Source organism: Bergeyella zoohelcum ATCC 43767, assembly GCF_000301075.1.
Classification (GTDB): Bacteria; Bacteroidota; Bacteroidia; order Flavobacteriales; family Weeksellaceae; genus Bergeyella; species Bergeyella zoohelcum.
This window is the reverse complement of record NZ_JH932293.1, coordinates 422,845-441,425: the sequence shown is the minus strand read 5'-3', so window position 1 is coordinate 441,425 and position 18,581 is coordinate 422,845. Positions and strand designations below refer to the sequence as shown.

Genomic DNA, 18,581 nt, shown 5'->3' with positions numbered 1-18,581 from the left:
AGTTCATTGTCAGCAATACAATCAATGTTCAAAACGATAGTTTTAGGGGTGAGTTTTTCTCACCCTTTTTTATTAAAACTATCGGATGAACCCTATGGCTAAAAAAACCTTATCCCCCTTGATTTTTAAAATATAAATACCATTTTATAAAGTTCTTTTTAGCCTCAAAACGAAGTCCTCTATGCAAGGTTAATTTCTCTTTCAAATGCGTAAAATAGGCTTCTAAACGATTGGTAGTATAAGGGATTTCACTATCTTTCAGATATGCAAACATATTGGGTAAGGCATTGATAATATGATAAGTAGCTAAGTGTAGATTTTTATGTTTAAACCACTGAAATCCAGATTCTTCATTCATTGATTTTTCTTCTATAAAATATTGATTTTCAACATACCACTGGTAAAATCTATTTACCCAATCGTTAGCCTGTTCATTGGTTTTTAGATGCGTAATTTCTTTGGATAAACACAAAAGCTGTTGGCTAATAAAATGTTTTGGGCTACCACTTAAATAGTTCTTAATCTGTCGTTTAATATGCACTAAACATCTTTGGATAATCACCTCTGGAAACACCTTTTTTACCGCTCCTAAAATAGATTTATGCCCATCGCAGGTTACACTGTAAACTGCCACATTCAGCTTCTTTAAGTTTTCCAAATCTTGCTTTATATCACGAAGTTTTTCCTTGTTGGTTTGGCGGTAAAGTTGCACATATCGAATGTCATAATCGTAGTAGAGTATCAGGCATAATCCATTGGAAAAGTAGGTGCCATCAATCAAGAGATGAACCTTTGTCTTGCTTTTGATGCTGAGGGTAGGAACTTGTGAAAGGTAATGTTTAAAGAGGTTTTGAAGGGTAGATTGGCTCATTGAGCTATCCCTCGAAAGGGTTTTATAGACTTGCCTTTCCATTATCCATTTTCTGAACCAAATGAATTGATTTTTTCTTTTTACACCAATGTTTTTAATCGTAAAATTTGCCTGACAATCTCCACATTGAAAGCGTTGTTTTCCATTTCTTTTTCCTTTTTTGATGATGTGATTAGAATCACAAACTGGACATTTTTTATTCGTTTTGGACATAAAATAAGAGTTATAATGAAACCACTTTCATTATAACTCTTATAAGTCTATAAAAGACAATGCTTTACAAGGTTTTTAAGCACCATTTTTTGTTATATTGTCTTTAAAATTAATCATCAGAGGAAATAAATAATCTAATGACATACCAAAATAATAACATAACCGAAGCGAATAATTTTAATGAAGCCCCAACATATTGTTGTGTTGTATATTCGTTTTTTATCTGATGAGTTTCATATAGAATACTTCCAGATGCTAAAAGAATCATACCAACAGTAAACCATAGACCTAATTCAAAACCAAAAACGATTCCTGCTACAATAATTCCTAAGGATAGAAAACCTCCAACCACAATGAAGCTTCGAAGGGTGGAAAAATTTCTTTTTGAAAGAAATACAATTGAAGTTAAAGCACCAAATAGAGCAAGAGTAAGTATTGCTGCTTGGCTAATTACTTCTTCACCTGTGGAATATATAGCATAGTATAAAAGGGGTAAAAAAATAATTGCTTCTATCAAAATATAAAACCCTAGCCCCAGATATTGAACTGTTTGACTTTCAGCTTTAGACCACTTATCAGCAAAAAAAGATGCCAACCAAAATCCACCAATAATGAATAACCAAGTATAACTATCAAACATTGATAATATAATGTCTTCATCCACTACCTCAATGAGTATAGATTCTACAATAATGAATAAAAAAACAGATAATGCCAAGTGTCCATACACTTTTTTGTAAAACAATGCTTTTTCTTTTTCAGAAGCATTATACACTAGTGAGTAAGTATTCATAATTTTTTATTTTTATTTTCTTTTTGTATAAGTTCTACATAAATATAGCCATTTTCATCTTTCTGTGCGGAGTAAATGATTTTGACAGGTTTCTCTTCAGCGTATTCCACTATAGCTTTACATTCACAATTTTTAAATTTTTTATCGCTGTTGAGAGTAACAATATCACTGATCGATTGCGGAACAAAGTGCTTCTCATATAATGCTTTTATAGCATCATTACTTTCGTAGTTATCTTTTAAATATTCTATTCTTTCAGAAAACTGATTGGAGTACTCTTTTTCAATAAGTGTTTTTTTATTATAAAGAATTTCTGCTTTTTGGTCCCTATCTTCTTGTTCTTTAGATATTTTTTCACTTATTTCTCTGCTATTTCCTTCATAGTATTCACCTGTGTAATCATCCCAATATCCTTCTCTGCTTAAAGATTCTAAATATTCTACTTTTTTTGAACTGATGCTATCTATTTCTGCTATTTTGCTTTCTATACTATCAATTTTAGATTCATATTCACTTATTTCTTTTGTATAGAAGTCATTATAGACTTTACGCCAAGCTGAAGATGCGTTTTTAAATAATCCATCTTCTGAACCAATGGTACAAATGTTTCTTACTAAATCCAAAACTTCCTGATCATCACAGTTTGGTGATGATATTTTAGAACAACTTGTAAGAACAACTTGTAAGAACAATAAAAAATAAATAAAATTCTTCATTTTTTAAGATTATATAATTTAGTTAATAATTTCAAAAATATTTCACCCCTATTGTTACACTAATGATAATAAATATTAGGGTGGAATATCTATATTTATCTTTTTATATGAATAAAATAATTCTAAATTGGCGAAAATAATACAAGCCATAGTTTTATTTATGATAAGCTTAATAAATACCTCTTTCTTAAACAAAAACATAATTTATTTTTCGGTAAAAGTAGAGTGCTATTACGCCAAAATGCGTCGTTCAAGTTTTTTTTGAAAAAACTTTTACAAAAGTAGATAGAGATATATGTTTTACTGAGTTAATAATGTATATTTGCATACGAATATTGCATAATTTTATACAAAAAATGAATAGTTTAGGATTTAATATTAGAAAAATAAGAGAACAAAAAGGATTTTCTCAGGAGTATATGGCGAATGTCTTAAATATTAGCCAAGCTTCTTATGCTCGTATGGAAAATGAAGAAACCAAAATTACGGTGGAACGCCTACAGAAAATTGCTGAGATATTAGAAACCAGCATTATTGATTTTTTTAATAATGACAGATATATTATTAATAATCAAAACTATGACAACGCTTACGGCAATGCCTATGTACAAAATCTGACAATAGAGAATAAGGATGCTAATGAAAAACTAATTGCTTCTTATGAACAGCGTATCAGTGAATATCAAGAAAGATTAAAAGAAAAAGACGAACAGATAAGCTTTCTGAAAACTCTAATTTCATAGATAAATAATAGAAATTTACATTTTAATGAATTAGAACTCGCTACCTGTAATCGGATTATTTCAGTAAAGATTACACCATTACAGTAAGTTTAAAAACTATTGAGCATTATATTGCCAATAACAAAAGACCATCTTCACAACCCAGTGAAGATGGTCTTTTACTTTAGTATGAAATATTATTTTAAAGCTCCTGAACTTTTACATTGTCTATTTGCCATAGGCTGGTAGAGGTAGTAGTAGAAGTATATTTAAAAGCAATTCTAATATTTTGACCGATGAAGCTGCTAAGGCTAATATTTCCTGAGTTTACATAGCCATAGGCAGCGTCATTGGTGTCCCAATTTACCCCTGATAGAGGCACCCAAGTAGTAGTAGCAGGGTCTCCAGTGTATTGGGTAGTAACGAATAGTTCTAATGGAGTATTTCCATATCTCGCATCGTTATCAAAAGAAAGGCTTGCTTCCGAAAGTGAAGCAGGAAGTTGTATTTCATTAGAAATTAGCCAATCTTCATTATCGTATTTTGTAGAGCCTTGTTGTCCATTAATGGTAGCGTAGTAATTTCCTTGGTAGGAACTTACTCTCCATGTTTGTGTACCTATTACGCTTACCGCAGTCCATTTGTTTAAATTATTTGCACTGAAGTTATCTGTAAAGATAAAGTTAGGTCTTGGGTTGGTGAATTGAATATCGTTAATAGAACGAATTTGCATTTGGAAATTAGAATTGTATCGTCCTACTACGAAAGAGATTTCCCCTGAGCCTTCTGGAAGAAGAGTTTTCCCATCACGGAAATAGCCAGAGTTTCTTAATACAGCCGTACCGTTATTGAAATCTTCTAGCGTTCTATCTGTATCACTGAGTACGCCATTGGCATAATCTACAAAAGTTTTACCCAGCTCACTTTCAGCAAACATTACATTCTTTACTTTTACCAATCGGTTAATGTATTTTGCTTTTTTGGCTTCGGCAAGGTTTGGAAGTTCCAGTGGCACGATTTCCCTTACATCTAATCCGTTTCCGTTACATACCCCTGAGATGTACTTAGACATTAGGACTTCAGGTATCCTTCCAATGGCATAAGTAGGATCTACTGCACCTATTTTATAAGAACCTCTATCAAAACCGATGACCAATCCGTTCAGACGAACTCTGATTTTAGCACCTACAGGAAGATCTCTGTAGATAGAAGTTTTATTTACTTCGATAGAGATACCTGTGGTAGGATTTTCAGGAGCATCTTGGATAGAGATGCTTTTGTAAAAATTTCCGTTTTCATCAGAGGAAACCACGAAACCTTCAATGATAATCTCTGGGTCATTAGGTCCATTAGGAATCATTGTAGAACCTGAGGAAGGTGCCATATTAATGACTTCTTGAATGGTTTTGGTAGGCTCTGAAAATCGGTTTTCACAATTCATAGGAGGAATATCCCACTCGTCTTTCTGAACACATGAGGTAAGTGTAGCAGTAACGATGAGTGCACAAGCACTGATTTTGAGTAATGTATTTTTTAACATGATTTTTTATTTAGTATTTTATAGTGAGTATTAGAATCTAAATTGGAGATTGATGAAATAAGATCTTCCTTGCCCGTACCAATATTTCGGTGCAAAGAGAGGATGCTGTCTTTCACTCTCTTGCTGGAAGCTTGGTAAGTTTGCATTCCTGATTTGTTCAAAACCACCTGTAATAAAGTTGGTATTATTGAGTACATTATTCACGGTAGCAGAGATGAGGAAATAATATTTTCCTAGTAGCCAGCTTTTTCCTGCATTAATATTTAGGAAATGAGCAGAAGGCAGCTGTCTCTGTGCGAGGAGTCTTCTTAGTGTTTCTTCATTCGCACCTGCATACGGTGTTCCTATGTTTCCGTTTTGGATAAATCTTTCCGTTCTAATGATTGCCGAAGGGTCTAAATAGTTATTTGCTAAATAGTTCCAGTTAGCACCTACCCACCAGAATTTAGGAGATGAATAACGAAGGCCCGCCGAGAAAGCTTGCTGAGGAGTTCCCCCTTGACGGTAGTTTTTCAGATAAGCCTTTCCGAGCTCCACGAAAGAGCTTCCATTATCTGTAGCCCCCATAGCATCGGCAGCAAAATATACATTAGGATTATTTCTATAAGTATATTGTCCTAAATTGGCTAATCCTTGGAACTCTAAAGAAGGCGTAAGTTTATAAGAAACACCTAGTTCTAATCCTATATTTCTTTTTTGAACATCAGTAAGCACTTGGGTAACAAATGCCGACTGGGTAGGAGTAACTTCTCCTTGCTCATTGATGGTTTCTATATTAATTCCATCGGCAAAGAATCTAGAGGTATTGGTTCCGTTTTGAGTATCTACCCAATATCCGGTAAGTCTAATTTTCGCTTTTGGAGCGTTAAGTACATAGCTTAAATCATTTGCAACGAAGAAAGTGCTTTTGATATTAGGAACCACTGAGCCATTCAGTCTTGGATTGATGAATAAATTATCCAGCACCGGAGCTACAGAGAACACACCACCATTGTACACGATGAAGTTTCTACCGTTGATTCTACGGGTAATCTGCCCTTTCATACCGAAATTCCAGAAAGTATATTCTTTTCCTTTTCCGTAAGCATTCGGGTAGAGGTAATGTCTGAAAAGCCCTTCTCTGCTAGAGATAGAATAATCTGCTTGCCCAGAAAGGAATACATCCCAAGCTCCCGTAGAGAATCTTAAAGCAGGGTTTAGCCTTACTTCTTGTCTTCTGAAGATATAGTCATAGGTCATCTTGTCACCTACTTTTTTGGCTACATTGGCTTCTCCTACATTATAAAGTTCTCCATTGGCTCTAGGATTTGTGGCTGCGAAGTGATCTCTGTTCAGCACAAAATCAGCTCCTAATAAATCTTTTACCTCTCTGTATTGGTTAGAGTAGTAGTTTTGATAACCTATATTGAGAATGAATTTGGTAACATCATTAAAATTATGCACCAAGTGAGTATTAACATTCCAAATTTTGTCATCGTTTACATCGTTCACCAAGTAATACAGTGCTCTTCTACCCGTTGCTCCGTAGTAAGTACCCACAGGCTGTTGGCGGTTTCTGGCATAGAGAAGATCCCAGTTCAGCTGAGTGTATTGTTGGTTTCCATTTTTCCAATGGTTGAGCATTTCCTGATACGCCATTTGGTTGGTAGAAAGCGGTCCTGACTCTGGAATGATGGTTGCCGTAGGGTCAAGATCTGCCAGATAGCTGGGTAGATTTCTATAATAAGTAGGCGATGGGTTAGGAGTTTGTTGCCAGTCTAAACGAGAGGCTTTATCTTTTCCAAATTGGTAAGAAACTGAAGTCCAAAGGGTGGTTTTATCACTGATTTTCCAGAAATCTTGAAGTTGGATAATTGGCATGAAATTCTCACGAACTCTTTCACTTCTCTTTTCACCATTATGCCATCCCCAGTAGGAGTTATAGAAGATGCCTCTGTAGTTATACACTTCTTGTGTATTCGGGCTAGAGGTAGCTCTCTTAGAAGGAGATGCAAAAACATTAAGCGTAAGGGTTCTGTTTGAATTAATTCTCTTCTCTATTCCCATATAAGCACCATACGCGTCATAGAATGTGCCTTCGTAGATACCTTCTTTAGCCCATCTTCTGGCCCCCATTATGGTAAATGCCCACCCGCTTTTACCCATTCCAGAGCTGTATCTTAGAGAAGTACGGTTTCTATAATTTCTATTGGTAAAGGATTGGGTAAACTGGAATCCTTTACGGTATTCACTTGCTTTGGTATTTTTGTACACCACGCCATCTGCACCACCAAAAGCATATTCAGAAGGGCTATGGTTTACTGCAATTTCTGGGTAACGGGTAATTTCATTCAGTCCTCCCCAGTTATTAAAATTAACATTGCCATCATCTGCTTTTCCCATGGGAGCACCATTGAGGAAAGTTTGGCTTTTTCTGCCATCTATACCTCTTGGTCTGAACCAATAAAAACCTAAATCAAAAGAAGCAATTCTGGAGAAAACATCTCTAGAAGACTGCAAAAGCCCCACGGTAGAACTCTGCCCTGAGCCTTCTTCATCAGAGCTATCTAATATGGTAAGCCCTTGCTCTAAACCTAAGATATTGGAATACAGTGTTACAGTTCCTAGGTCTAATCTTTTTTCATCCTTAACCTCGAATTCTAAGGTTTTAGTTTCAAAGTTGGGTCTACTGAGAACAATTTGGTAATTTCCTTCCTTCAGGTCGATGAATTGGAAATAACCTATTTTGTCCGTTTTCACCCCTTTTGTAGCCCCTTTGATATCCACTTCTACATGCTCTAAGGGGTTCCCGTTTGCATCTTTCAAATATCCATACGCCGTAGTCTGCCCAAAATAATAGGAAGCAGGGAGTAGCGTGAATAGTGAAAGTAATGATAGTTTCTTCATCATAAGATAATCTATTTATAACGATAATGAGGAATGATTTTTCATTTCCATTGAGGGGACAAAATTACTACTAATTTATGGAATTCACTTATTTATCTATTAAATTTGCATTAAGTTTTTAATGATTCTTATCAGCTGGCAAGAAGAGCAATATTATAACCGTTCAAAAATTTGTGAAAATAAAATACCTAAGGATACTGTGAATTTTCGCTCATTTTTTATTCTATTTCCTATCGAAAAATAAACTAAAGCGTTTAATGGGAGGATTTTACTAAATGATTTTTGCATACAGAAGAGGTGTATTATTTGTAACTTTGCAACATGAAAGAAATAATTCATTTTTTAATAAAAGGAAAGCTGAGCCAAAATTCTTTCGGGTTGATAGGTAATTTGAAATTTGTAGTATCTAGGTATTTTGGGGTATTATTTTCTTTTTTGATATTGGCAATTATATTCTCATTTTTTGGAATGCTGAAATCAGATGGAGAAGTAACATCGGGGATAGAAAAAAAATTCCCCGATGGAATTAGAATTTTATTGGTGTGTATTATAGCTCCTGTATTAGAAGAGTTAATTTTTCGTTTACCGCTAAAAATCAATAAAATAAATCTATCTATTTCTCTTGTATGTTTTAGTCTATTCATGTTTTTTTTGATGAAAAGTTATTTTCCTCAAAATGATATACTCCGGTATCTGTTTGTGTGTATTTTATTTTTTTCATGCCTTTATTTAATATTGTACAGATACAATGATGTAAATGCGTTCTTAAAAAATCATTATATCATACTTTCACATTTATTAACCATAAGTTTTTGTTTGGCTCATTTCGGTAATTATAATTTTAAAACTAAATCAATAGTTCCTTATTTGATTATGTTTTCAGTACTATTGAACGGTTATTTATTTTCATATGTAAGACTTAGATTTGGAATTCAATACTCTATCTTTATTCATATGTTTCATAATACTTTGGTAACATTACCGATTATATTAAAATTTTTCAAATAAAAAATATGTTTCATTTTTAGCTATAATGACTTCTAGCTATTTTTGGAGTTCTTTCTTGAAAAGAAATTTATTAAGATTCGATGGAAAAATAGAGCGAACATCATTAAAATTGTAGCTTAACCGCCTTTCTCTCTGATGAAGATGCTTTCCTTATGACTTATTGCCCATCTATCAATTAATTCCCTATTTTTGTAAAAAATTTTTCAATGCAAACGATTCAATTCAATAAAAAATGGAGAGAAAAACTCCTACAGCGTTTCCTTACTTACGCTAAAATTTATTCTACCAGTGATGCCGAAAGTGAGTCCTGCCCTTCCACACCTCAGCAATGGGATATCGCAAATTACCTCTATGAGGAGCTTAAAAGTATGAATCTGGAAAATGTGGAGATAGATGAGCATGGCTATGTGTACGCTGTGCTTCCTTCTAATATAGAAAATGACACCCAGCCTACGGTAGGCTTTATCGCTCATTATGACACCTCTCCTGATTTTAATGGGGAAAATGTAAACCCAAAAGTGTGGGAAAATTATGATGGAGGAGACCTTTTACTCAATGAAGAAACAGGTTTTACCCTTTCTCCGAATAAATTTGAAAAACTAAAAAACTTTATCGGGAACACACTCGTTACTACGGACGGAACTACGCTTTTGGGAGCAGATGATAAAGCAGGCGTGGCAGAGATAGTAACAGCCGTGGAATACCTTATGGCACATCCTGAAATTAAACATTCACGCATTGCTATTGGTTTTAATCCAGACGAAGAAATAGGAAGAGGGGCACATCTTTTTAATGTAGAAAAATTCGGTGCAGAATGGGCCTACACCATGGACGGCAGTGAAACAGGAGAGCTAGAATATGAGAACTTTAATGCCGCAGGAGCAGTAGTGAAAATTCATGGACTGAGCGTACACCCTGGCTATGCCTATGGAAAAATGGTGAATGCAGCACTTCTCGCAGCAGAGTTTGTACAGATGCTTCCAGCCAATGAAACCCCAGCTACCACCCGAGGTTTTGAAGGTTTCTATCACCTTATGGACATTCAGGCAGATATTTCTTTGGCAAAATTACAATACATTATCAGAGACCATGACGAAGAAAAATACAATGACCGAATCGCATTCATCCAAAAACAAGTTGCCCTGTTCAATGAAAAACATGGGGAGGGCACAGCTGAAATAGAAATTAAAGAGCAGTACCGAAACATGAAACAAATGTTTGAAGGGAAAATGCACATTGTAGAAATTGCAGAAAAAGCCATGAAAGCCGCAGGTATAGAGCCTCAAGTTAAAGCAATAAGAGGCGGTACAGATGGTGCACAGCTTTCTTATATGGGACTTCCTTGCCCTAATATTTTTGCAGGGGGAATGAATTTCCATGGACCGTATGAATATGTACCTCTAGAAGTGATGGAACAAGCGGTACAAGTAATCATCAATATCGCTCAGGCAGAAAAATAAAGCCATTTTGACCGATTATTTTTTTGGAACGAAATTGATATCATATTCTCCATTAATCATTTTAAACAATATATATTATGTATCCAGCAGAAATTGTAATGCCCATGAAGGCAGAACTTACAAATAATGGTTTCCAAGACCTTAATGACGCTGCCAAAGTAGCAGATGCTTTAAAACAATCAGGAACCACGCTTTTGGTAATTAATTCCGTGTGCGGATGTGCAGCGGGAGCAGCAAGACCGGGAGTTATCCATTCTTTACAAGGAGAAAAAAAACCAGATCACTTGGTAACTTCTTTCGCAGGTTTTGATGTGGAAGCTGTAGCAGAGGCCAGAAGACACCTCGCACCATTCCCTCCAAGCTCACCATGCGTGGCACTTTTCAAAGATGGGGAATTGGTACACATGCTAGAAAGACACCACATTGAGGGGAATCCTGCAGGAGCTATTGCTGCAAACCTTCAGGCAGCCTATGATGAGTTTTGTTAATAGTAAAAATAGGAGGCTATACTAAATAGCCTCATTTCTTATTAAAACCTGTATTTCCATAAAATAAAAAGCCATCCTAATTAGGATGGCTTTTTTATAATAATGTTACGGTATTATACTACTCCTTGAGCCAGCATTGCTTCCGCCACTTTAACGAAACCTGCAATATTTGCCCCTTTTACATAGTTCACATAGCCGTCTTCTTCTACTCCGTAGAATCTACAAGAATTATGAATACCTCTCATAATTTCTTTTAATCTCGCATCTACCTCTTCAGAAGTCCAATTGAGACGGATAGAGTTCTGTGTCATTTCAAGACCAGAAGTAGCTACTCCACCTGCGTTAGACGCTTTCCCTGGAGAGAATAATACTTTGTTATCCAAGAAATGGTTAATCGCATCTAGCGTAGAAGGCATATTAGCAGCCTCTGTAACACACATTACCCCATTGTTTACCAATGCCTGAGCATCTTCTAAATGAAGTTCATTCTGTGTAGCACAAGGGAATGCAATATCACATTTCACCTCCCAAGGGCGTTTTCCTGCTACGAATTTAGCACTTGGAAATTTCTTGGCATAGTCTTCTGCTCTGTTATTTCCAGAGGCACGAAGTTCTAATAGATAATCAATTTTTTCTCCACTGATACCATCTTCGTCATAGATATAACCATCTGGACCTGAAATAGTAAGCACTTTACCTCCCAGTTCGGTGAATTTTTTCACTACGCCCCAAGCCACATTTCCGAAACCTGATACGGTAGCTGTTTTACCTTTAATCTCTTCCCCTTTTGTTTTAAGCATTTCTTCACAAAAGTATACTACACCATACCCTGTAGCCTCTGGACGGATGAGTGACCCACCATAAGCCAAGCCTTTACCTGTAAGTACACCTGTAAATTCATTTCTGATTTTTTTGTATTGCCCGAATAGGTACCCGATTTCTCTAGCACCTACCCCGATGTCTCCTGCAGGAACATCTGTTTCAGGACCGATGTGCTTACAAAGCTCTGTCATATACGCTTGGCAAAAACGCATAATCTCATTATCTGATTTTCCATTTGGGTCAAAATCAGCACCTCCTTTTCCACCTCCCATAGGAAGCGTAGTAAGTGAGTTTTTAAATACTTGCTCGAAAGCGAGGAACTTCAATACAGAAAGGTTTACCGTAGGATGGAAACGAATTCCTCCTTTGTAAGGTCCAATTGCAGAGTTCATCTGAATACGGAAACCACGGTTTACTTGGATTTCTCCTTTGTCATCTACCCATGGAACTCGGAAGATGATGATTCTCTCTGCTTCCGTCATTCTCTCGAGAAGTTTTTTACCGCTGTACTCTGGTTTGGTTACGATGAAAGGGATTACAGTAGCCGCAACCTCTTTTACTGCCTGAAGGAATTCAGGTTCATTAGGATTCTTCGCTTCTATTCTTGCTACGAAATCCTGGATCTTTTGTTCTACATTATGTTGTTCCATATAATGATATAAATGATTCCAACAAATTTAGAGTATTTTTATAAATATGCAAAAATATTTTGCTTTTTTATTGAAAATATGACAAAAACAGACCCTTTAAATAAAAAACAGAACTTTTTATATTTTTCTTTATCGAAAAACAAATTTTATCTTTAAAAAGATACGATTTTATAAATCTTTATTTTCTAAGAAACAAGATATTGCCTACTGGAATTACAACGAATAAGCCCCGAAAGTTCCATTTGTAATAATTCTACCATCAAATCTTTGGTATTCATATCTACCAAAAGTGCAAGGTCATCAGATGAAATTCCATTTTTAGACCGAATAACGGAATAAATTTTTTCCTGAACAGCATTCATTTCGGGCAATTCTTGAGAGGCGAAAAGATCTCCTATAGTGTTTTTTTGCTTATGGATATATCCCAAATCTTCCATCATATCAGAGATGGAAAAAAGAGCTTTTGCCTTGCTTTCACCGATGAGTTTATTACAGCCTTGGCTGTATTTATCATTAATTTTACCTGGAAGTGCAAATACATCTCTATTATAGCCATTGGCAAAATTCGCTGTACTGATAGAGCCTCCGCCAAAAGCCGTTTCTACCACAATGGTAGCAGGAGAAATACCTGCTACTATTCTATTTCTTTGGATAAAATTCTCTCTGTCAGGCTTTTGACTACTATTAAATTCTGAAAGCAAACCACCTCCTTTTTCTAAAATTTCTTCGGCTAATTTTTTATTTTTTGAAGGGTAAAGCGTATGAAAACCATGTGCTAATACCGCAATGGTGGTAATACCTTGATGAATAGACTGCTGATGCACTTCGGTATCCACGCCTAATGCAAGACCACTGACGGTATGAAGGTACAGCGTTTCTCTGAGCATTTCCATCATTTCATGGATAAAATGTTTCCCATAGACCGTCATATTCCTCGTCCCTACAATGCTGAGGTAATTTGCTTTTTTAGGCAAATTTCCTTTGTGATACAGGATAGCAGGAGCATCATTACACTCTCCTAACCAACCAGGAAGCTGCTCTCTATGTCTCAAGATGATATTCACTTGGTTTTTCTGACAAAAAATAATTTCTTTCTCAGCGAAATCAAGATGCTTTGTATTACCAATGTCTTCTATACTCTTAAGTCCAATCCCTGTTTTTTCATGGATATCTTTATGATGAGTAGTCCACACCTCTTTGGCCGATGAAAAATGATTCATCAGTTGAAAAAAATAATTGTCCCCAATATTCCTGCATTTTCTCAATGCGATACTATAATGAATCTCTTCCTCATTCATAATCCAAATTCTTCTCCGAATTTAAGAATTTTTTCTGATTTCGTCTAAATAAGCCCACTCGTCATTCATGGTTATTTGGGGCAATTCAGCACAGTCTTCAGGATGTTCTGCTTGGTATTTTTGCCATAGTAGATCATCCTTCTCACTATAATAATTCGGATATTCCCACACGAATTTTCTTTTTTTCTCGCCTTTGCCTTTATACACCCACGCGAAAATAGTTCCTACTACCGCTCCAGAGAGATGAGATTGCCAAGAAATTTTACTTTCAGCATCCATCTTTTGGAAAAACTCTTCAGGAAAAAGTCCCCAAATCATCGAACCAAAATACAATGCCACCAATAAAGATATCGTCAATAGTTTCGGATTTTTTCTAAAAACTCCCGAAAAGAAAAGAAAAAAAGCCAACATATATGCTACGCCACTCGCCCCAATGATACAGGTAATGTAATACTTTGCTTCTAAATCCATAGAAGGCAGTAACCATACCAAAAATCCCGTCATTAAAGTACCATAAATTAAAATAGTTTTTGCCATGGTAGAATAAAATAGAAAAAGTAAGTACACCATGACTGCTATGGGTAATGAGTTACTAAGGATATGCTCTAAACTTCCATGTAAAAAAGGAGAAAGGACTATTCCTTTTAACCCCGAAGGTACTAAAGAAATGATAGCACCATCACAATTACTGAATAAACCTAAATACTGCATGAGAAACCCACCCCACATCAGCGTAAGCATAATGAGCGAAGGTACAGCAGATTGTATTATCGGATTTTTTATCATAACCTTTCTGTATCAAATAAGCATCCAATATTTTTTTCAAGAAATTATGGCGTAAAATTATTTTGACACAGAAATAACATCCCTTTTTTGTCATAAAAAAAGAGCCAAACACTTGGCTCTTATCATTCAACTTAGTGATTTTTTAGCATTACCCATCCTGAATAGCTGGATATGGTTCCATTGATTTGACTAACAAATTTTTATTTATATCTGAAATATAATATCTAAAACTGTAATGATAAAAAGTAAAATTAAAAACAATACCTTTGTAATGAAAAAAGAATCATAGGAAAACAAAAAGCTCTTTTAAATTATTTTAGTTAACATATTACAAATAATAAAATGTAAAAACAGATTTCAGCATATTCAGAATTACACTGATTTCCAGAACATTTTTGATTTAATGACAAAATAAATGAATCCCCCCTTAAACACTCACTAAAATTACTTGAAAAATGAAAGAATTACAAAAAGTAAATTGGTATAAAATTATCATCTTCTATTTTTCTATTCTAACAATAACTTTTTTATCAAGGAAACTACCAAATCTCTTTCAAATAATTGTGACTCTTTTTACAGAGGTACAATTACCGTGGAATTTCAATCACGGATTTGCAATTTTAATTGTTTCAATCCTTTTTTATAAATTTTATACAGATGAAAAATCCAAAATTTCTTTCTTAGGAAATCAAAAAGTAAAAGCATTGCTTTTTCCAATTATTCTATTTACAGGCTATACTATTTATGGATTCAAAAACAACCAAGGAATTGATGAACATATTTGGGCATTTATATTTTGTTTCATAACATTCATTTATAATATTATGGAAGAATACACTTGGCGAGGATATCTAATTGAAAATTTAGGAAAGTTAAATCTAATTATAAAAGGCTTAATATCAGGAATATTTTGGGCTGTATGGCATGTATTCATATTCAATGATTTTGAACAATATGGTGGATTTTATCTATTTCTCATATTTTGCATTGTTTTTTCAATTTTGCTTACTTTTTCAGTTTTAAAAACAAAATCACTAATTGTTCCCGCTACTATTCATACTTTATTGATTAAAACGAATATTGTAACATTAATTTGTCTTATTGTTTTTTTGATTATTCTAACCACTTGGAATAAAATCGTGCTTAAGAAATGAGCTTTAATAAAAATATACTTAACAAGCAATCTTACAATCCTTCAAAAAAATTCCACAACAATCCTTAGCAAAAAATTCACGAAATTCGCATTATAAAAATCAAGAAAAATGTCAAAAAATAAAAATACCATCACACAAACTTTTCCCGTCCTTGGCATGAGCTGTGCGGCTTGTGCCAGCGGTGCAGAAAACATTGTAAAGCAAACCCAGGGCATCGTATCGGCTTCGGTAAATTTTGCCACGGGTAATCTCACGGTGGAATATTTTCCGAGTGCAACAAGCATTGCCGAAATAAAAAAAGCCGTACAAAAAGGCGGGTACGACCTACTTATCCAAAATGAAGAAGAACAACAACAAACCCTCGAAGCTCTCCACGAAGAAAAACTCAAAAAACTAAAATTCAAATCGTTTTGGGCGATTATTCTGTCCCTTCCTGTGGTGATTATCGGGATGTTTTTTATGGATATGCCCTATGGCAACGAAATTTCGTGGTTGTTTGCTACCCCTGTCCTATTTTGGTTGGGTAAAGATTTCTTTGTGAATGCGTGGAAACAAGCCCAGCATCGCACCGCCAATATGGATACACTCGTGACACTCAGCACAGGAATCGCTTATCTTTTTAGCGTAGTAATGATGATTTTTGCCGAGCATCTACACAAAATAGGTATCCATCCTCATGTGTATTTTGAAGCAGCATCGGTGATTATCGCCTTTATCTTATTAGGAAGGTATTTGGAAGAAAAAGCCAAAGGAAATACCTCTACCGCTATCAAAAAACTAATGGGATTGCAACCCAAAACCGTGGTAGTACTCCATGAAAATACCGAAAAAATTACACCGATAGAAGCGGTAAATACAGGGGATATTATCCTCGTGAAACCCGGTGAAAAAATTGCAGTAGACGGCATCGTAACGCAGGGAAACTCATTTGTAGATGAGAGTATGCTGAGTGGCGAACCTGTACCTGTACAGAAAAAAGAAGGCGAAAAAGTCTATGCAGGAACCATCAATCAAAAAGGAAGTTTTCAGTTTCAGGCAGTGAAAGTGGGCAAAGAAACGCTCCTTGCTCACATCATCAAAACGGTACAAGATGCCCAAGGAAGTAAAGCCCCTGTACAAAAATTAGCAGACAAAATCGCTGCTGTTTTTGTTCCTACTGTTTTATCCATTGCGGTACTCACATTTGTACTTTGGGTAGTTTTAGGTGCTGAAAATCAATGGGTACAAGGTTTGATTTCCGCCGTTACGGTATTGATTATCGCTTGCCCTTGTGCCTTGGGATTGGCTACTCCCACCGCAATAATGGTAGGTGTGGGCAAAGGTGCCGAAAACGGTATTTTAATTAAAGATGCTGAAAGTTTGGAAACTGCTAATAAAATTAATGCCGTTATCCTTGATAAAACGGGTACCATTACCCAAGGAAAACCTGAAGTTACTGATGTCCTTTGGCTAAATAACGATAGCTCTGCTGAAAGTATTCTTCTAAGCATGGAAAAACAATCCGAACACCCATTAGCAGAGGCGGTTGCACTTAGACTTCACTCGGTAACCACTGTTGAAATATCTGATTTTGAAAGCATCACAGGAAAAGGTGCCAAAGCGATATTTAATGATAAAATGTATTTCGTAGGCAACCAAAAATTGCTGCTCGAAAATCATATCAATATTGATGCAAAGCTACTTGAAAAAGCCAAGGAATGGGCACACCAAGCCCAAACCGTAATTTGGTTTGCCGATAGTGAAAAAGCATTGAGTGTTTTGGCAATTTCGGATAAAATTAAGGAAAATTCCGTCCAAGCTATCCAAGAATTGCAGCAAATGGGGATTGAACTGTATATGCTCACGGGCGATAACGAGGCTACAGCAAAAGCTATTGCCCAACAAACGGGCATCGAACATTATCAAGCGGAAGTGTTGCCACAAGACAAAGCAGACTTTGTAAAAAAACTGCAATCTCAAGGAAAAGTAGTAGCCATGGTAGGCGATGGCATCAACGATAGTACGGCACTTGCCACGGCAGATGTGAGCGTCGCAATGGGAAAAGGCTCTGATATCGCAATGGATGTTGCCAAAATGACGCTCATTTCATCAGATTTAACCAAAATTCCACAAGCTATTCGCTTATCAAAACACACGGTAGCAGCCGTTCGTCAAAATTTATTTTGGGCATTTATCTACAACCTCATCGGTATTCCCATTGCGGCAGGGGTTCTCTATCCTATCAACGGATTTCTGCTCAACCCGATGCTTGCAGGAGCCGCTATGGCACTGAGCTCCGTAAGTGTAGTAGGAAATAGTTTGAGACTAAAGAAAAGCAAACTATAAACCTATCTCATATAAAAATCCCTCTCCGAAGTTTAGTCTTTGGAGAGGGAAAACTATTACTCCACTATCTCAAATTCATCTCTATCTCTCAAGAAGTCATAGTGTTTTCGGAAAGATTGTAGCTGAATTAAATCAATTTTAGCGGTAATGAGATTTTCTTTTTTCGTAGAGATTTGTTCGCCATCAGCAAAAAAAGCATAGGAGCTTTCTGGATAGTAAAGCCCATTACCATCGGTACCAATTCTATTAAGCCCAAAAACTATTGCCTGATTTTCTATCGCTCGGGCTTTGAGAAGGCTTTCCCACGCAACAACACGCTTTTCGGGCCAATTGGCTACATACAGAGCAACATCATAATCATTTTTATTCCTCGAAAAAACAGGAAACCGAAGGTCATAGCAAATTTGCAATAAAAAACGCACCCCTTGATACTCGGCAATGATGCGTTCTTTTCCTTGAGCATAGGTTTTATCTTCTCCTGAAAACGAGAAAAGGTGCCTCTTATCATATTGAAAATAAGAGCCATCAGGTTTCACAAAATACATTCTATTGAAATACTTCCCTTGCTCCATTATAGATACACTTCCACAGATGGCAGCATTTTTATGAGAAGCAAATCTCTGCATCCAGTTCAGTGTGGACTCATTACCATCCGCAATTCGTTCAGAACGCATAGAGAATCCTGTGGTAAACATTTCGGGAAGGAGGAAAATATCCGCTTGAACATCAGCAAACTCTTCCTCTATCATTTTAAAATTTGCCACAGGATTTTCCCAAACAACGTCTTGATTAAGCCCACAGATAATCATAGATGAATATAAAATGGTAAAAAAATATTAAGTCTTACTG

Annotated in this window: 16 protein-coding genes; 6 read left to right on the top strand and 10 right to left on the bottom strand. The window is 35.7% G+C overall.

The window, feature by feature from the left end:
- Window positions 1-109: 109 nt before the first annotated feature.
- The 3 genes from HMPREF9699_RS02000 to HMPREF9699_RS01990 all read right to left on the bottom strand — a co-directional run bounded on the left by HMPREF9699_RS02000 (window position 110) and on the right by HMPREF9699_RS01990 (window position 2,593).
- Complete coding sequence (locus HMPREF9699_RS02000) at window positions 110-1,084, bottom strand: IS256 family transposase, variant Zn-binding type (protein ID WP_002661810.1); 975 nt, start codon at window positions 1,082-1,084, stop codon at window positions 110-112.
- A 109-nt stretch (window positions 1,085-1,193) separates the two neighbouring features.
- On the bottom strand, window positions 1,194-1,877 hold the full coding sequence (locus HMPREF9699_RS01995; RefSeq protein WP_002661967.1) for a Bax inhibitor-1/YccA family protein: 684 nt from the start codon (window positions 1,875-1,877) through the stop codon (window positions 1,194-1,196).
- On the bottom strand, window positions 1,874-2,593 hold the full coding sequence (locus HMPREF9699_RS01990) for a hypothetical protein (protein WP_002661965.1): 720 nt from the start codon (window positions 2,591-2,593) through the stop codon (window positions 1,874-1,876). Before HMPREF9699_RS01990 ends, HMPREF9699_RS01995 begins: the two co-directional genes overlap by 4 nt.
- A 356-nt stretch (window positions 2,594-2,949) precedes the next feature.
- Here HMPREF9699_RS01990 and HMPREF9699_RS01985 point away from each other — a divergent pair, with 356 nt between their 5' ends.
- Window positions 2,950-3,336 carry a helix-turn-helix domain-containing protein gene (locus tag HMPREF9699_RS01985; RefSeq protein WP_002661963.1) on the top strand — a complete coding sequence of 129 codons (387 nt, stop codon included), beginning with the start codon at window positions 2,950-2,952 and terminating at the stop codon, window positions 3,334-3,336.
- Window positions 3,337-3,517: 181 nt separating this feature from the next.
- Here HMPREF9699_RS01985 and HMPREF9699_RS01980 read toward each other — a convergent pair whose 3' ends face one another.
- From HMPREF9699_RS01980 to HMPREF9699_RS11395, 3 genes are all read right to left on the bottom strand, one after another.
- A complete protein-coding gene (locus HMPREF9699_RS01980; RefSeq protein WP_002661962.1) occupies window positions 3,518-4,855 on the bottom strand; it encodes a DUF5689 domain-containing protein in 1,338 nt (445 codons plus the stop codon).
- Window positions 4,856-4,885: 30 nt separating this feature from the next.
- Window positions 4,886-7,744: a carboxypeptidase regulatory-like domain-containing protein gene (locus tag HMPREF9699_RS01975; RefSeq protein WP_002661960.1), complete on the bottom strand. Its 2,859-nt coding sequence runs from the start codon at window positions 7,742-7,744 to the stop codon at window positions 4,886-4,888.
- A 332-nt stretch (window positions 7,745-8,076) separates the two neighbouring features.
- A complete protein-coding gene (locus HMPREF9699_RS11395; RefSeq protein ID WP_034985429.1) occupies window positions 8,077-8,385 on the bottom strand; it encodes a hypothetical protein in 309 nt (102 codons plus the stop codon).
- On the opposite strand from HMPREF9699_RS11395, the gene HMPREF9699_RS11530 reads away from it, so the two are divergent.
- From HMPREF9699_RS11530 to HMPREF9699_RS01960, 3 genes are all read left to right on the top strand, one after another.
- Complete coding sequence (locus tag HMPREF9699_RS11530) at window positions 8,282-8,749, top strand: hypothetical protein (RefSeq protein WP_407641242.1); 468 nt, start codon at window positions 8,282-8,284, stop codon at window positions 8,747-8,749. The two genes, HMPREF9699_RS11395 and HMPREF9699_RS11530, sit on opposite strands and share 104 nt — an antisense overlap.
- A gap of 206 nt (window positions 8,750-8,955) precedes the next feature.
- Window positions 8,956-10,209 carry a peptidase T gene (gene pepT / locus HMPREF9699_RS01965; protein WP_002661956.1) on the top strand — a complete coding sequence of 418 codons (1,254 nt, stop codon included), beginning with the start codon at window positions 8,956-8,958 and terminating at the stop codon, window positions 10,207-10,209.
- 77 nt (window positions 10,210-10,286) lie between these two features.
- Complete coding sequence (locus tag HMPREF9699_RS01960) at window positions 10,287-10,697, top strand: BrxA/BrxB family bacilliredoxin (protein WP_002661954.1); 411 nt, start codon at window positions 10,287-10,289, stop codon at window positions 10,695-10,697.
- 113 nt (window positions 10,698-10,810) lie between these two features.
- Here the strand turns inward: HMPREF9699_RS01960 and gdhA are convergent, their stop codons facing one another.
- The 3 genes from gdhA to HMPREF9699_RS01945 all read right to left on the bottom strand — a co-directional run bounded on the left by gdhA (window position 10,811) and on the right by HMPREF9699_RS01945 (window position 14,253).
- Window positions 10,811-12,169: an NADP-specific glutamate dehydrogenase gene (gdhA, locus tag HMPREF9699_RS01955; RefSeq protein ID WP_002661952.1), complete on the bottom strand. Its 1,359-nt coding sequence runs from the start codon at window positions 12,167-12,169 to the stop codon at window positions 10,811-10,813.
- Window positions 12,170-12,354: 185 nt separating this feature from the next.
- Window positions 12,355-13,467, bottom strand: coding sequence for a DNA-processing protein DprA (gene dprA, locus HMPREF9699_RS01950; protein WP_002661950.1), 1,113 nt, complete (start codon window positions 13,465-13,467; stop codon window positions 12,355-12,357).
- A 21-nt stretch (window positions 13,468-13,488) separates the two neighbouring features.
- Window positions 13,489-14,253: a rhomboid family intramembrane serine protease gene (locus tag HMPREF9699_RS01945; RefSeq protein WP_002661943.1), complete on the bottom strand. Its 765-nt coding sequence runs from the start codon at window positions 14,251-14,253 to the stop codon at window positions 13,489-13,491.
- 455 nt (window positions 14,254-14,708) lie between these two features.
- Here HMPREF9699_RS01945 and HMPREF9699_RS01940 point away from each other — a divergent pair, with 455 nt between their 5' ends.
- Complete coding sequence (locus HMPREF9699_RS01940) at window positions 14,709-15,407, top strand: CPBP family intramembrane glutamic endopeptidase (RefSeq protein WP_002661942.1); 699 nt, start codon at window positions 14,709-14,711, stop codon at window positions 15,405-15,407.
- A 108-nt stretch (window positions 15,408-15,515) separates the two neighbouring features.
- Window positions 15,516-17,732 carry a heavy metal translocating P-type ATPase gene (locus HMPREF9699_RS01935; RefSeq protein ID WP_002661940.1) on the top strand — a complete coding sequence of 739 codons (2,217 nt, stop codon included), beginning with the start codon at window positions 15,516-15,518 and terminating at the stop codon, window positions 17,730-17,732.
- 56 nt (window positions 17,733-17,788) lie between these two features.
- Here the strand turns inward: HMPREF9699_RS01935 and HMPREF9699_RS01930 are convergent, their stop codons facing one another.
- Window positions 17,789-18,541 carry an amidohydrolase gene (locus tag HMPREF9699_RS01930; RefSeq protein ID WP_002661939.1) on the bottom strand — a complete coding sequence of 251 codons (753 nt, stop codon included), beginning with the start codon at window positions 18,539-18,541 and terminating at the stop codon, window positions 17,789-17,791.
- Window positions 18,542-18,581: the final 40 nt, after the last annotated feature.